A 15,058-nucleotide genomic window follows, 5' to 3' on the forward strand; every position below is an offset into this window, starting at 1 on the left:
GCATGACGTTGGGAACCTATGGACCATCATTTGCTCGCTATCCGGGTATTTAACCGCGTGGTGGAAACCGGCGGTTTTACCCGCGCCGCCGATTCGCTGGGCATGCCGAAAGCGACGGTCACCAAGCTGATCCAGAATCTGGAGGATCACCTGCAGACCAAGCTGTTCCAGCGCACCACCCGCAGCGTGTCGGTCACCCGCGAAGGCGAATGCTATTACCAGAATACGGTGAAATGGCTGGCGGATTTGGAGCAGATGGAGGGCTGTCTGACCGAGTCACAGAATTCTCCGCAGGGCGTGCTGCGCATCGATACCGGCAGCGGCACCGCCCGCCAGCTGCTGTTGCCGGCGCTGCCAGGCTTTTTGGAACGCTACCCGCAAATCCAGATCGATCTCAGCATCGGCGATCGCGTTATCGATCTGATCAGCGACAGCGCGGACTGCGTGATCCGCAGCGGCCCGTTGGCCGACTCCAGCCTGATCGCCCGGCGTCTGTTCGATCTGGATTGGGTCAGCTGCGCCACCCCGGCTTATCTGGCGCGCCACGGCGCCCCACGCCACCCGTGCGATCTGGAACAGGGTTTCCCGATGGTGCACTACCGCCATCCGGTCAACGACCGCATCCATCCGCAACGCTATGTCGAACGCGGCAAAGAGATCGCCATTCAACAGCGCTACCCGGTCAGCATTAACGAAGGCAACGCGCTGCTGGCGGCGAGCCTGGCCGGATTGGGCATCATCCAGATCTATCGGTTTATGGCGCAGCCGCACCTCGAGCGCGGCGAGCTGGTCAGCCTGCTGCACGACTGGCAGCCGCCGCCGGAGCAGATGTACGTGGTGTACCCGTCCAATCGCCACCTCAGCGGCAAGCTGCGGGCGTTTATCGACTGGGCGGTGGAGACATTTCGCTAGCGACAGGATGAGCCGCACGCTGTAGCCGCACGCAGTGTGGTATTATTTGCCGCATAGTGATTCACGACGGACGACCACCATGGCCTATATCCCCAAAAACTATGCGAAGCTGGAAACCGGCTACCGCGAAAAAGCGCTGAAACTGTTCCCCTGGGTGTGCGGGCGCTGCTCGCGCGAGTTCGTTTATTCCAACCTGCGCGAACTGACGGTGCATCACATCGATCACGATCACAGCAACAACCCGGAAGACGGCAGCAACTGGGAAATGCTGTGCCTGTATTGCCACGACCACGAGCACTCGAAATACACCGAGGCCGATCAATACGGTTCGACGGTGGTGGCCGGTGAAGACGCGCAGAAAGATGTCGGCGTCGCCACCCATAACCCGTTCGCCAACCTGAAGGCGATGATGAAGAAGTAACGCCACCGACAGCTTAATGAGCCACTAACTTATTAAGCTGTTAAATTAACAACCCCTATTCCGTTCCGCCACTTCCCAGAGAATTCCTACTTACCCATCCGGGCCATCCAGCGCAAAATAAGCTGCGCAGTTAACGACATACTGGCTTGGCAAGCCGCCGCAGTTGGTGCATATTGTTCGCGAGTTGTTCTTGTTAACCTGTTTGATTATCAACCTAATAAGCAAATTAACTTAATAAGTTATCAGCTTAATAACTTGAGAGATGGCAGCATGATTGTTCTGATTGGCTCGCAAAAAGGCGGCGTCGGCAAATCGACGAAAGCGGTGAATATCGCCGGGTATCTGATTCTTAAGCAAGGCAAGACGGCGATCATCGTCGATGCCGACGACCAGAAATCGATCATGACCTGGTACAACGACCGTCAGAACGTCGAGGGGCTGCCGCACATTCCGGTGGTGGCCGCGTCGGGCAAAATCAAGGAAACGCTGCTGGAACTGGATCGCCATTACGACTACGTGATCGTCGACACCGCCGGCCGCGACAGCGCCGAACTGCGCTCCGGGCTGTTGGCCGCCGATCTGTTCCTCTCGCCACTGCGCCCTTCGCAGATGGATCTCGACACCATCGGCTATCTGTCGGAGATGTTCTCCACCGCGCAGGAATACAACGAGAAGGTCAAAGGCTACATCGTGCTGAACATGTGCCCGACCAATATCTTTATCAACGAAGCCAACGAAGCGGCGCAGGTGCTGAGCGAATACCCGGAGTTTACGCTGGTGAGTAACCGCCTGTGCGACCGCAAGATTTACCGTGACGCCTGGGGCGAAGCCATCACCGTGCATGAGGCGAACAACGAAAAGGCGCAGAGCGAAATTGAATGCCTGGTGAAAGAGGTGATCCTGTGAAGAAGCGCACCCCCACCCACCGCATGTCGGAAGACGAATTCATCAACAGCGCCACCTCGCACACGCTGCCGGTCGCGGCGCCCGCGCCGGAAGCCAAACCGGCCGGCCGCAAGCGCACCTATAAGGCGATTTCCGTCAGCCTGACGGACAGCCACATTGAAGCCATCGATGAAGTGATCGTGCAGGCGGCGCGCAGCGGCATCGTGCGCATCACCCGTTCCGACATCATCAAGCTGGCCATCGACGGGCTGGCGGAGAAAAGCGAAGCGCAGCTGCTGGCGCTGCTGAAGAAGCTCTGACCGCGCGGCAGCCGCCGGCTGGCCATAACCGGCGGGCCGTTACACCGAGGGGAACTCGCGTGGGAACGGCATCGTACGATAGGTTTTGCCGGTGGCCTTATGCAGCGCGCTGGCTATCGCCGGAGCGACCACCGCAGTCGACACTTCTCCGCATCCCTGCGGCGCACGCGCGCTGTCGAGCACCACCACTTCCACCTTGGGCATTTCGGCGATCGCGAGCAGCGGATAACGATCGAAATTCCCTTCCACCACACCGCCCCGTTCAAAGTGCAGTTCGCTGTGCAGACAGGTGGTCAGCGCAAAGCCGATGCCGCCCTCTACGTTGGCGCGCACCAGGTTCGGGTTTATCACCTTGCCGCAGTCAATCGCACATACCGCGCGGAGCACCCGTAGCCGCCCTTCCTGAATGGCGATTTCAACCACCAAACCGACGTAAGTGGTGAAAGCGTTATTGCGGCCGAGCCAAATATTGCACGACATCCCGCGATAAACGCCCGGCGGCGGTTCGCGCTGCCAACCCGCCGCCGCCGCGGTAGCCTCCAGTACGCGCAACGCCTCTGGGTTGCCCTGCAGCAGATACCGCCGATACTGATACTCGTCCCGCTTGGCCTTATGGCTGAGTTCGCTGATAAAGCTTTCCAAAAAAAACAGGCTGGCGACGCTGCCGACGCCGCGCAGATAGCTCAGGGAAATCGGCTGTTCGACGATGCCGGCCTCCACCTTCAGATGAGGGATGCGATACGGCGTGCTGTAAACGCACTCCACCATACTTTCATCCCATCCCCCGGCCTCGTGTACCGTTTCGCGCCGCATTTGCCAGAATAGCGACTGCCCGGCATAGCGCGCCCACAGCGCCTGCGGGTAGCCGTTTTCATCCAGCAACGCCCGATAATGGCTGATGCAGCCCGGACGATAATATTCATGCCGAATGTCGATCTCGCGCGGATAGATCACCTTGACCGGTTTCCCCACCGCCCGGGAGGCGGCGGTAGCATGCATTACGGCATCCGGCAGATATTTGCGTCCAAAGCTGCCCCCCAGGTAGGTCGTATTCACCACCACATCCGTCGGCTTCAGCCCGAACATTTTCGCCAGAACGTTGCGTACCATGTCCTGCCCCTGGAAAGGGCCCCAGGTTTCGATACGGCCCTCTTCATAATGGCTGGTGGCGTTGCAAGGCTCCAGGGTGGCATGCGCCACATAAGGCGCGCTGTAACGCGCCTCATGCAGGCGCGAACCCTGCTCAGCGTCATGGATCAACGCCGACGCCTCACCGCGATTGACCGCCGGCACCAAGGTATCGCCGTCCAGCATCGCCAGATTCTCCGCCGCAATCGCGCTACCGGACAGCGCTTGCCCTGCGCCCGGCAGCCAGTCGACCTCCAGCAAATCCGCCGCCTTTTTGGCCTGCCAGTAGCTCGCCGCCACCACGATCACCGTATTGAGCGACATATCGTGATCCAATCCGACCATGTTGTTCATCGACCACTGCCGGGTCAGCACCAGATCCACCACGCCGGGCATGGCCCGGATCTGCCGTTCATTACGCACGGCGACCAGCTTTCCGCTGAGATCGGGCACCATCCAGGGGACGCCGATCAGCATCTCCGGCAGGTCGATATCGATACCGTAAATCGCGCTGCCGTCCACTTTCTCCGGCGTATCGACCCGCAACAACGGCTTGCCGATGAAGCTCTCTTGCTCTTGCGCTTCGCTCTTTAAACCAGGCTGCGGATCCAACGGCAGCTCGGCGGCATAGCGCACCAAATCGCCGTAGGCGACCTTGCGCTGCCCGCCCTCCTCAATCACCCAGCCTTTCTCCGTGCGGCACTGTTGCGGTGAAAGCGCGAGATGTCGCGCACCGGCCCGCAGAAAGAAATCTCTCGCCTGCGCGCCGGCCAACCGGGTGCGCTGATAAAATTTGGTCATGGAGGTTGAAGCGGCGACAAATTGCGCGAAAGCCTCGCCCCCGGCAACCTGACGGTAGGCATCGCGGCCGGTGACGAACTTCACCGTCACCTGCGCCCAATCGGCATCCATTTCCGCCGCCACCACTTCGGCCAGGCCGGTGTAAATCCCCTGCCCGACCTCACATTGCGAGACGCCGATAACGATGCGGCCGCCGCTATCGATCCAGATCCAATCGTTCAATTCGTACTGACCGTCGGGCGGCGCCGCATCCTGCGAAACCACGGCTGCCAGGCTGCGCGTCGATATCGGCAACAGCATGGCGGCCACCGCCAACGCGCTGCCTTTTAGCAAGGTTCTGCGGGTGATCGCCATGCTTAGGGTTCTCCCTTGTCGGCGGCGCGGTGCACCGCCGCGCGGATACGGTGATAAGTGGCGCAGCGGCACAGATTGGTCAGGCCGGTATCTATCTGCCGGTCGTCCGGCTTCGGGTGCTCCGCCAGCAGCGCGCTGACCGCCATGATCATGCCCGATTGGCAGTAGCCGCACTGCGGCACATCCTCTGCAATCCAGGCCTGCTGCACCGGATGACTGCGATCGGTGGACAATCCTTCGATGGTGGTCACCTGCCGATCGCGTACCAATTGCAGCGGATAGCAACATGAACGCACTGCCTTACCGTCGACATGTACCGTACAGGCGCCGCAGGCGCCGATACCGCAGCCGAACTTGGTGCCGGTTAACTTAAAATGTTCCCGGATCACCCACAGCAGCGGCGTATCCGGCTCGCCGTTAAATTCGACCGCCTGGCCGTTCAGATTGAACTTCATGCCACTCTCTCCTCGCTCAACGCTTCACCCGACGTTTCACCCACGCCCCGATGACGATCAATGCCAGTAATACCCCGCCCCAAAACACATAAGGCAGTGACGCGATCAACCACGGTTTCTCACCGCCAGCCCGCAGCTGAGCCACTTGCTCCGGCGTTATCCTGACCGCCGGATTGCCGAATTGCTGCAATACGTAATTGCCCAGCTCGGCCAGTTGCCGGTCATCCAGGCTGTCGGCGAATCCCGGCATCCAGGTTTGCAGCGTCTCTCCCTGGCGATGCACGCCTTGCAGCATCACCATGATCAGGTTATTGGCCTGCTCGCTGCCTACGGTGGAATTGTGTGTCAAAGAAGGGAAATGGCCGTCGTAGGCGCCTTCGCCGCCCAGGCGGTGGCAACTGGCGCAGGCAGCGGCATACAGCGCCTGCCCGGCGGCACGGCCTTCACCGCCTCCCTGATAGGCATAGGCCGCTTTCGTTCCTTGCGCGGTGGCGATCGGCGGCGTCCGTTTAAGCCAGTCGGCGATGGCGTCAAGATCGTCGTCGCTCAGGAAACGCAGGCTGTGCTCCACCGCCTCCGCCATGCCGCCGGCCGCCTGGGGTTTGTCATTGCGCCCGGTACGCAAATACTGCACCAACTCTTCCCTGCTCCAGCCGCCGATGCCGCTGACGGGATCCGAGGTGATATTCGGCGCGATCCAACCGCCGGCCTCCCCGCCCGCCAGATAGCGATCGTCGCGTTCGGCCATCATCGCGTTGCGCGGGCTGTGACACGCCGAGCAATGCCCCAAAACATCCACCAGATAGCGACCACGCGCTTTTTTCACGTCTTCATCGACGGGCGTTTTTTTCAGAAACAGCCAGTTCCAGCCGTGGATCGCATAACGCCAGGAAAAAGGGAACGCCAGTTGGGTCTCAGGCACCGCGCGATCGACCGGGGCGACGCCGGCCATGAAATAACGATACAGCGCGTGCAGATCGTCATCGCTCAGCCCCCGATAAGCGGTATAGGGCATGGCGGGATACAAGGGTTGGCCGTCTCGCCGGATGCCCTGCGTTAACGCGCGGCGAAACTCTGGCTCACTGTAGTCGCCGATGCCGGTTCCTTTGGCGGGCGTGATATTGCTGGCGATGATATTGCCCATCGGCGAAGCGATGGCATAACCGCCAACGTAGGGGGCGTCCTGTTGGGTGCTGCCGCGGTGACAAGCCGCGCAATCTGCGGCGATCGCCAGGTATTTTCCGCGTGCGATGACCTGTTGGTCATTCTGGCTGGCGAAGACCGGGCAGGAGAAGATCCCCAACGCGATAACGCACAGCTGTTGTGCTCTCCGCCAGCGGCCGTTCACGCTTCACCTTCCGGCTTCATCGCTCCCGCGCGCTCCTCCGCCAACAGCGCAAACTCGTCCGGCAATAGATTTTCCTGTTCGAGCATCGCTATCGCGTTATGTTTGATGCCAAACAATACGCGGTAAAAAGCCTCCAGATCGCCGGCCGAAATGCCGTTGAGCAGCTTTTGCCGTGCCTGTTGGCTGGAGTGATCCAACTGCGCCAGCATCTCCTGCCCGGCCGCGGTCATTCTCACGCCTTTAGCGCGCTTATCCTCAGACAGGGCATCGCGAGCGATCAGCCGATTTTTTTCCAAAAACAGCAACGCACGCGACATCGTCGAGACTTCGGCGTTCAAATGCTGCGAAACGTCTTTCAGGGTGCAGCCATCACCCAAATCGGCAATCGCACTCAGCGCCAGCCAGTGCGGGCGCGTCAGATTGGTCATTTTTACCGACTGGTCCATCGCCGTGCGCCACAGGCGATTGGTCACATCCAGATGGATGCCTAGTGCAGCAGGAAGTTTGCGTGGTTGTGACATACCGGATTGCTCTCGCTTATTTATTTGCTTGTGCAAGCAAATAGTAGATCGAACGTTCTGACGGGATCAAGCAGATGTCGCGGAATAAAATAAAATCCAGTTAATACAGATCGGTATAGCGCATGTTTACAGATTCGCTCCCCGACAACGCGGGGAGCGATAAGAAAAACTCAGTTCCCCGCCACCGCGCAGTGGTAGTCCTGAATTTCGCCGGCCGAGCCCAAGTTCAGATCGGTCAACTTCAAACGGTTAGCCAACAGCAGCATCTCACCCTGCGGGCTGACCGCCAGCGCCAGGCCATAATTGCCGATGCTGTCGCCCTGCTCGACCACATAGTTGTGCAGCAAACGGAAAGGATCTTCCTGGGTTAAATCGGTGCCCGCCAATTTTCTGGCCAGATATTGGTGGCCGACTAATTTCACCGCGAGCGGGCGCCACTGCTGATCTAATTGCTCCGCCTGTTGCCCCAGCGCGTTATAGACATCCTGACGCAGGCAGGCAACGTGAATATGCAGCTGATCCTGAGAACGGCCATATTTCGAATTGACCGCCAGCGAAAGCCACGCATCTTTTAACGGTTTGCCCAGCTCGCCGGATATATGTTCGCGGTTATTCCAGGCCTGGGCGAAATAAGGCGGCGCGTGATCCGTCTGCAATGCCGGGCTCTCGATGCCGCTGACCTTTTCGGTTGGCATCACCAGATCGTGATAGGGGCCTTTGCTGTCCTTAAACAGCACATAACCCTGTGTTAAATCAACCTTTAAGCAGGGCGCCGGATCGTTGTTCTGCTGCTGATTGGGCACGCACTGTTGGCTGACGATTTGCCACAGCGCATTCGGATTGCCGCGCCCAAAGAACCACCACAGCACCGCCGCCAGCAGTAAAATGACAAGCAAAATAATTAATAGTCTGAAAAGTTTTTTCATCATGACTCCCTGTTTAGCTATTCCATCTTGAAAGGAGCGCCAGCATAAACCAAGGCGCTTATCGTCACCAGAATATTATCATTAGCATTACCTTTCATTGACGTCTTGTTATCAAGGAAAATTAAAAATAAGGATTTGCCTGAGTAATTTAAGGTAAATTAATACCGCAGTTCGAATATGAGTGTGATATAAGCAGCCGGACTCTCTTTATATTAAGGAACCGATAAGATGCCAACGATGGGCAAATCCCTGCATTATCTCGACGTGGGCTCAGGCTTTCCGTTGCTGCTGGGCCACAGCTATCTGTTCGATCTGAACATGTGGGCGCCGCAGTTTGAAGCGCTGGCGAAACGCTACCGCCTGATCGTGCCGGATCTCTGGGGCCACGGCGACTCACCGGCGCTGCCGACCGGGCGAAACAGCCTGTCGGATATCGCCGCCGATCATTTGGCGCTGATGGATCGCTTGGATATTGAAGAGTTCGGCATCGTCGGCCTGTCCGTCGGCGGCATGTGGGGCGCCGAACTGGCGGCGCTGGCGCCGGAACGGGTCAAGGTGCTGGCGCTGATGGACAGCTACCTGGGCGACGAAACGCCGGAGGCGCGGCAGCGTTATATGGGCATGCTGGCCGCCGTGGAGCAAGCCGGCGCCATCACCTCGCCGCTGCTGGAACATGTCGCGTCGCTGTTTTATTCCGATGACGTCCCCGACGCCTTATTGCAATCGCTGTTGTGTCAGCTCCAGAGCCTGCCCGCCGATCGCCTGCGCGAGAGCATCGTACCGCTGGGCCGGATGATCTTCGGTCGCCCCGACAAGCTGGCGCTGCTGGAAAACATCACCGCCGCCAGCATCGTCATCACCGGCGCCCAGGATAAGCCGCGCCCGCCGGCGGAAGGCCAGCGCATGGCGGATCTTCTCGGCTGTCAACATGTGCTGATCCCCAACGCCGGGCATATCAGCAACAAGGAAAACCCGACGGCGGTCAACGAAACCCTGCTGGCGTTTCTGGCTGAAAACACCACCCCGCTGTTCTGGTAACATTCTCCGGGCCGCCAGGCCCGGCGAGTCATTCCGCGCGCCGCATAAACCCGTGTCGGCTCAGGATTTCCTGCCCCTGTTTGCTCAAGATAAATGCGGCTAACCGCTGCGCGCCGTCATCCAACAGGCATAAACCGTAATCCGCCTCGATGTCCAGCGGCGGCGCCAACGGCCGCACCGCCAACGTCGGGTAGGCGGCTAAGGCCGGAGCATAGCTGGCGTAGCCGAGAAAAATATCCGCCTGCCCGCCGGCGATCAGATATTCCGCTGCCAATCGGCCCGCCGGCACCGGAGCAGAATCCCTGCCGCCAACCAACGGCAGCGCCCGGCGGCGCAACGCTTCCCCTTGCCCCGGCCAGTATTGCTCACAGCGTTCTAAAAGCTGCAGCGCATAATCGCCGGAAGGATCTGCCTCCGGTGTCGAGGTAGCAAGGCGCCAGTGGGGATCGAACAGCACCTGCGGCAGCGGACGTTCGGTTAATGCCGGCACGTTGCGTACCGTCACACAGAGCCGATTGCGCGCAAAAATCTGCACCGCCCCCGCTATCCCAAGATCCGCCAACCTTTGCGGGTGCGCCACGTTGGCCGAGGCGAACAGCTGTGGCCGCTCGCCATTCTCTATCCGCTGGCGCAACAACCCCGCCGGGCCGAATTCCGCCGTGACTTTTTGCCCGGCGCGCCGCTGAAAAGCCGACAGCAGCGGCGCAAACGCCAGCCGCAGGCTGCCGGCGGCAAACAGCAGGATATCATTCATCATGTCGCTCCAGTTGGCTGCGATACAGCGGCACCAGCGTCGCGTAACGGCGGCCCGCCACCGTCAGCGGCACCCGTTCGATCGCCAGCTCGAACAGGGGTGACAGGGATTGCGCCGTTAACACCTCGCGGCAGGCACCGAGCCGGCTGCGCCCTTCCTTGCCCAACAGCAAAGCCCGATCGGCCACCGCGTGAGCATGATTGGGTTGATGCGTAGAGAACACCACCGCCAACTGCTGCTCCCGCGCCAGGCTCGCCATCAGGCTCAACACCCGATCCTGATAATGCAGATCCAGCGCCGAAGTCGGTTCATCCAGGATCAACACCTCGCAGCGCATCGCCAATGCGCGGGCGATCATCACTAATTGACGTTGACCGCCGGATAGGCTGCCAAACTCGCGCTCTGCCAGGTGCTGCAAATCCAACGACTGCAACGCTTCTCTCGCCAGCCGATGATCCTCGGCTGACGGTGAACGAAACAGGCCGACATGGCGCGCCCGACCCATCAATACGATATCCAGCACCCGGTAGGCGAACGGCGGCGCAAAGTGTTGCGGGACAAAGCCCATCTCACCGTGGCGCTCAATCTCGCCGGATTGCGGCGTCAGGCTGCCTAACAGCAGCTGCAGCAGCGTGCTCTTGCCACGCCCATTCGGGCCCAATACCGCCAGCACTTCGCCGCGCCGCAGCTGAATGTCCAGATGCTGGAACAGCGGTGCCCCGCTCGGCCAGGCGAAACTCACGCCCCTGGCGGCCAATAGGGTGTCAGTCATGCCAGCCTCTCACTTGCGCGCGGCGCAGCAGCAGCGCGAACAGCGGCGCGCCAATCAGCGCGGTCAGAATGCCCAGCGGGATTTCGCTGCTGCTCAGCGTGCGCGCCAAATCGTCGATCACCAGCATGTACAGGGCCCCCAGGCAAAGTGAAGCCGGCAACAGGTGCCGGTGATCCGGCCCCACCAGCCGCCTCGCCACGTGCGGGATCACCAAGCCGACCCAACCGATGCTGCCGCTGACCGCCACCTGGGCGGCCACAATGGCGGCGCACAGCGTCAAAATCAGCCAGCGGGTGCGCTCAACGTTGATGCCCAATGCACCGGCATCCTCATCACCCAACGACAGCAGATTGATGCGCCAGCGCAGTGCCAACAGCAAGCCGCCGGCCAACAGCAAAGGCACAAACAGCATCAGCAGCTTTTGCCGATCGGCGGTGGCAAAGCTGCCGAGCAGCCAAAACACGATGCTCGGCAGTTTCTCTTCGGTATCCGCCAGATATTGCATCAGGCTGACGCAGGCTGAGAAGAAGCCGCTGAGGATCACCCCCGCCAGTACCAAAGAGAGAATATTGCGCAGCGCAATGGCGCTGGTGAGAGTGAAAATCAGCAGCAGCGCCGCCATGCCGAAAACAAAAGCCGACAGCAGCAGCGCCGCCAACGGCAGGCTGAGCAGGATAGCCAGCGTGCCGCCAAAGGCCGCGCCGGACGACACGCCGACGATATGCGGGTCGACCAGCGGGTTGCGAAAGACGCCTTGCAAAGCCGCGCCGCACAGGGCCAGCGCCGCGCCGGCGCCCATCGCCAACAGCACTCGCGGCACGCGCACGCCCAGGATCACCTGGCGTTGGATAGCATCGATGCCGGCATAATGCTGCCCGGTGAACGGCTCCAGCAAAATCATCAGGCTGTGCGTCATCGGCACCTGAAAGCGGCCAACGCCGAGCGAAAACAGCGCGCAGCACAGCGTCAACAACGCCAGCCAGCCCAGCCTCATTGCCCGCTCTGGCAGCAGGTGGCGCGGTAATAACGTTGATAGTAAGCGTCGACCCGCTGCTGCAGATTAATATCGGCAAAACGCTGCGGGTAAAGTTTTTTCGCCATCCACAACTCACCCAACGCCATCGCCTCCGGCATCGGATACCCCCAGGCCTTGGCGTACTCCGGCATCAGGTAGAGCCGCTTATTCTTCACCGCGTCGATCGGCTGCCACTGCGGTGACGTCAGGATCTGTTTCACCACGTCCGGGTAGCGCTCCTGCACGAAAATCACTGCCGGATCCCACTTCAGGACATCCTCGATAGAAACCTGTTTAAACCCCTGAATGTCCTTCGCCGCCACGTTGAGCGCACCGGCGTGCCGCATCATCAACCCGGTATACTTGCCGGCGCCGTAGGTGGTGAGATCGGGGTTGGCCATATACACCCGTACCCGCTGATTTTCCGGCAGATCGCGCAGCCGTTCAGCGACCAACGCGCGCTGCTGAATGACGTCCTTAATCAACGCTTCGGCCTGAGGCTGACGCGACATCACTTCGCCGATCAAGCGAATGCCGTCCTGCAGCCCCAGCGTATAGGCCCGATCCTCATCGCTCAGCTGCGGGTTCATTTTACCCGCCTGATCGGCCGCCTCGCGGCGCAGCGAGATAGCCACCACCGGAATGCCCGCCCGTTCGATCTGCGCAATCATCTCCGGCGGCGCATAGTTGGCCACGAACACCACCTGCGGATGCAGGCCGAGCAGGCTCTCGATATTCACCGAAGTCAGATCGCCCGGCATCGGCAGGGTTGCCAACGTCGGCGCCAGCCGCAGGTAGTTTGGCCCCAGCTGCTTTTTCCAACTGCTGAGCACACCGACCACCTGAGGCATCGCATCAAGCTGCACCAACAGGTTCAACGTCTGGTGTTGCAGCACCACCGCGCGGGTGATGCGATCGGGCAGCGTGACCTGGCGATTGAGCTGATCGGTGACCTGGCGATCCGCCTGGGCGGCGGTGGAAAACAAAACAAGCGCCAACAGCAGGCGCGGGAGAAAGTTAAACATGGCAGTGACCGGTTGATTATCGTTGTATAGCAAATAATATAGCGATGTGCATGGCGAAACAATCAGCGGGATCAAACCGGATGCGGGTACTCGGGAGGTAAAACGAGGCGTGAATGCGATCCTGGAAGCGGATCCGCCGGTGTGGCGACGGATCCCATCGGCCCTGTAAGGGCGCGTGAAGAAGACTTATTGACCGATAGACGTCAGCCCCTGGCGGATCCCTTCGTCAGCCTGCTGGCACCATGCCTGCAGCCCCTGCGGCGCTTCTTTTTCCAACGCGACCACTTTGCCGTCGTCGTTCAGCACATTGCCTTCTCGGCCCATCGCTTCGCGCTTGTCGCCGTCGCGGGTGTCGACGCCGCCGGGAATAGCCGCCACGTAGGCCACCATTTTCTTGGCGTTGTCGATGCTGTCGGCTTTCAGGAAGCCTTTATCGACGCAGTAAGACATCAACCCGGCGGTATTGCGCGTGATGTCATAGACGTTTTTCAATGCGGCAGGATCCATCCCTTCAGCGTTAGCGGTGTTGAACAGGCCCAGAGTCGCGGCAATCATGCCGGTCAGAATGCTTTTTTTCATTGTTAACTCGTTTTAATAATGAATTATTTAATTTTTAATCATTCACAAATAAAGTGTGAATATCGGTACGGTATAACGGCGGCCTAGATTAACACAACCCTAATGCATTAATAGCGGTGATTAAGTTAAGCCTCAATAAAATAAAAACGCATGCTGGGGTAATAATCTCCGCCCGCTGTCATTTTTTCACGTTCGGCATTGGCCGCACTCAATTCATAATAAAAATAATCTCACCCAGGAATTATTTACAAAAGAAGCGTTGGCCTGCGGTCAATTGCGCGCCCCTCTTTGCCAAAACCACCGGCGTGGCATAGCCTGTTAAGACGCGTCATGCCTTAGTGGGAGGGGATTCACATGAACCATGCCGTCCGGCCGCCACAATGCGACGAAAAACCCTTCTCGATATCACGATGAATTTATATCTCTATCCGGCGGTGCTTATCGCGCATCGCCTGGGCATCTTTGAGTTTATTGCTCTGCCCCCCTCAACCTGACTGATATATGCGCTCAGGCCAATGTGGAAAGACGCCCAGCGGAAACGTTGATCATGGCGCTATTAGCATTGAAATTGATCGCCAGAGACGGCGAAACATTTCATCTTACGCCGGAAGCGGAACCCTTTTTGTTAAAAACACCGCGTTATTTCTGGAACTTGATCAGCAGCCTTTGGCCGCCGCGGGATGCGGCCTGATGATGATGGGATGGACGCAGGGCCGCCAATACTCCGGCAGGGAAATCGGCGACCAGCTGCGCGACGTCGGGCCAGCTCAAGTGCTGCCGTCGCTCGGCTATTTCAGCATCGTGACGGCGCAAAAACCCCGGGCTTAGCGGTTCACCGAGCGCGCCATGCGGCTGTAGGTGTGGCGCACGCCGCGAATCGCCACGCTGTAAGCGAAGATGTTTTCCGGCAGCGCCAGCCCCAGATAGCCGGTATCGCCGATATGGTGCAGATCCGCGCCGGCCATTTTGCTCATCAGCGCAATCTGCCGCACGGTCTGCACGTCGGCCCCCTCTTGCGAGGTGCCGATCGCCGTCATTGCCAGCGCGCCCTGCCGCTGCGCATAAGCGATCAGCGCCGCCACTTTCTCCTGCGACATGCCGGGAATGGTGCCGGGCGCCGGCAACAGCACGATGTCCGCGCCGTTCTCCACGAACAGCGCGATGTCCTGCTCGCCGATCAGCTGGCTGCCGCTTTCGCGCACGATACCGGCCCCGTGCATCTTGCCGGTCACCAGCACCATCTCGTCGCCCACCTCATCACGGATCGCTTTCAGCGCGGCGGCGATCGCCTGATTGCTGACGCCGTTGTTCGGGTTGCCGGTCAGCACCAGCATGCGCGCGCCGAGTTGATACAGCTTGCGCGCATTCTCGGCGGTGGCGGCACGCCCCGCCGTCATCTGCCAGAAATCGTTATGTTCGGTGGCGAAGGCCGGATCGACGGCCTCCAGGTTCACCCCGATCACCCGCCCGGTCAGGCGCTGCAACGTGCGCAGCGCCTCCTGTGGCGGCACGTCGGCGGGCAGGCCCGCGATGTGCGGATGGTCGACGTCGAACAGGTTCAGCAGCAGCAGGTCGGCGCCCTGGCTGGCCGCCAGCTCGGCGTTGGTGACGTTATTGAGCAGCGGCTGAGTGACCGCGATGGTTTCGCTGACCAAAATGCGCCCTTCGCTGGCGCGGATGGCGTAGAGCAGGTCGGCTTTGCCGATATCGGCCAGATCGCTGGCGCTGCAGTCCAGATAGCGTTTCATGAGGCAAGCTCCGATGACGTTAGCGGGAATGGACGCCCCTCGCTCAGCGCGGCTGA

At 60.0% G+C, this 15,058-nt stretch carries 18 protein-coding genes; 7 read left to right on the top strand and 11 right to left on the bottom strand.

What is annotated here, in order from left to right:
* Positions 1–18: 18 nt before the first annotated feature.
* The 4 genes from REA38_RS05060 (at position 19) to REA38_RS05075 (ending at position 2,538) form a co-directional block, all read left to right on the top strand.
* A complete protein-coding gene (locus tag REA38_RS05060; RefSeq protein WP_033637565.1) occupies positions 19–912 on the top strand; it encodes a LysR family transcriptional regulator in 894 nt (297 codons plus the stop codon).
* 79 nt (positions 913–991) lie between these two features.
* Positions 992–1,333: an HNH nuclease YajD gene (gene yajD / locus REA38_RS05065; RefSeq protein ID WP_016928619.1), complete on the top strand. Its 342-nt coding sequence runs from the start codon at positions 992–994 to the stop codon at positions 1,331–1,333.
* 270 nt (positions 1,334–1,603) lie between these two features.
* Entirely contained in the window at positions 1,604–2,239 is a 636-nt protein-coding gene (locus tag REA38_RS05070; RefSeq protein ID WP_025301991.1) for an AAA family ATPase, read from the top strand.
* On the top strand, positions 2,236–2,538 hold the full coding sequence (locus tag REA38_RS05075) for a hypothetical protein (RefSeq protein WP_033637563.1): 303 nt from the start codon (positions 2,236–2,238) through the stop codon (positions 2,536–2,538). Before REA38_RS05070 ends, REA38_RS05075 begins: the two co-directional genes overlap by 4 nt.
* Positions 2,539–2,577: 39 nt before the next feature.
* On the opposite strand, the gene REA38_RS05080 is transcribed toward REA38_RS05075, so the two are convergent.
* The 5 genes from REA38_RS05080 to REA38_RS05100 form a co-directional block, all read right to left on the bottom strand.
* Positions 2,578–4,821, bottom strand: a complete 2,244-nt coding sequence (locus tag REA38_RS05080; protein WP_308885196.1) for a molybdopterin cofactor-binding domain-containing protein — start codon at positions 4,819–4,821, stop codon at positions 2,578–2,580.
* 2 nt (positions 4,822–4,823) lie between these two features.
* Positions 4,824–5,276 (bottom strand): (2Fe-2S)-binding protein, encoded by a 453-nt coding sequence (locus REA38_RS05085; protein WP_033653460.1) that lies wholly within the window; start codon positions 5,274–5,276, stop codon positions 4,824–4,826.
* Between the two features lie 16 nt (positions 5,277–5,292).
* Positions 5,293–6,624 (bottom strand): cytochrome c, encoded by a 1,332-nt coding sequence (locus REA38_RS05090; RefSeq protein WP_308885197.1) that lies wholly within the window; start codon positions 6,622–6,624, stop codon positions 5,293–5,295.
* Positions 6,621–7,145 (bottom strand): MarR family winged helix-turn-helix transcriptional regulator, encoded by a 525-nt coding sequence (locus tag REA38_RS05095; protein ID WP_049212833.1) that lies wholly within the window; start codon positions 7,143–7,145, stop codon positions 6,621–6,623. The genes REA38_RS05090 and REA38_RS05095 overlap by 4 nt, the downstream gene beginning before the upstream one ends.
* A gap of 170 nt (positions 7,146–7,315) precedes the next feature.
* A complete protein-coding gene (locus tag REA38_RS05100; RefSeq protein ID WP_308885198.1) occupies positions 7,316–8,071 on the bottom strand; it encodes a CDP-diacylglycerol diphosphatase in 756 nt (251 codons plus the stop codon).
* A 237-nt stretch (positions 8,072–8,308) separates the two neighbouring features.
* On the opposite strand from REA38_RS05100, the gene REA38_RS05105 reads away from it, so the two are divergent.
* A complete protein-coding gene (locus tag REA38_RS05105; protein WP_080335407.1) occupies positions 8,309–9,109 on the top strand; it encodes an alpha/beta fold hydrolase in 801 nt (266 codons plus the stop codon).
* A 28-nt stretch (positions 9,110–9,137) separates the two neighbouring features.
* Here REA38_RS05105 and REA38_RS05110 read toward each other — a convergent pair whose 3' ends face one another.
* The 5 genes from REA38_RS05110 to REA38_RS05130 form a co-directional block, all read right to left on the bottom strand.
* Complete coding sequence (locus REA38_RS05110; RefSeq protein ID WP_308885283.1) at positions 9,138–9,863, bottom strand: substrate-binding domain-containing protein; 726 nt, start codon at positions 9,861–9,863, stop codon at positions 9,138–9,140.
* Positions 9,856–10,635 (bottom strand): ABC transporter ATP-binding protein, encoded by a 780-nt coding sequence (locus REA38_RS05115; protein ID WP_101427914.1) that lies wholly within the window; start codon positions 10,633–10,635, stop codon positions 9,856–9,858. Before REA38_RS05115 ends, REA38_RS05110 begins: the two co-directional genes overlap by 8 nt.
* Complete coding sequence (locus tag REA38_RS05120) at positions 10,628–11,629, bottom strand: iron ABC transporter permease (RefSeq protein ID WP_308885200.1); 1,002 nt, start codon at positions 11,627–11,629, stop codon at positions 10,628–10,630. Before REA38_RS05120 ends, REA38_RS05115 begins: the two co-directional genes overlap by 8 nt.
* Entirely contained in the window at positions 11,626–12,675 is a 1,050-nt protein-coding gene (locus tag REA38_RS05125; RefSeq protein ID WP_308885202.1) for an ABC transporter substrate-binding protein, read from the bottom strand. The genes REA38_RS05120 and REA38_RS05125 overlap by 4 nt, the downstream gene beginning before the upstream one ends.
* Before the next feature lie 186 nt (positions 12,676–12,861).
* The gene (locus REA38_RS05130) at positions 12,862–13,254 is read right to left on the bottom strand and encodes a hypothetical protein (RefSeq protein WP_038879962.1); all 393 of its coding nucleotides are present in this window, start codon (positions 13,252–13,254) and stop codon (positions 12,862–12,864) included.
* A 547-nt stretch (positions 13,255–13,801) separates the two neighbouring features.
* Here REA38_RS05130 and REA38_RS05135 point away from each other — a divergent pair.
* Entirely contained in the window at positions 13,802–13,945 is a 144-nt protein-coding gene (locus tag REA38_RS05135) for a hypothetical protein (protein WP_308885203.1), read from the top strand.
* Complete coding sequence (locus REA38_RS05140; RefSeq protein WP_223182132.1) at positions 13,945–14,082, top strand: hypothetical protein; 138 nt, start codon at positions 13,945–13,947, stop codon at positions 14,080–14,082. Before REA38_RS05135 ends, REA38_RS05140 begins: the two co-directional genes overlap by 1 nt.
* On the opposite strand, the gene REA38_RS05145 is transcribed toward REA38_RS05140, so the two are convergent.
* On the bottom strand, positions 14,079–15,002 hold the full coding sequence (locus REA38_RS05145) for a PEP phosphonomutase (RefSeq protein ID WP_033637556.1): 924 nt from the start codon (positions 15,000–15,002) through the stop codon (positions 14,079–14,081). The genes REA38_RS05140 and REA38_RS05145 overlap by 4 nt on opposite strands.
* Between the last annotated feature and the right edge of the window lie 56 nt (positions 15,003–15,058).

The organism is Serratia sp. MF1(2023) (assembly GCF_030954545.1).
Taxonomy (GTDB): domain Bacteria; phylum Pseudomonadota; class Gammaproteobacteria; order Enterobacterales; family Enterobacteriaceae; genus Serratia; species Serratia sarumanii.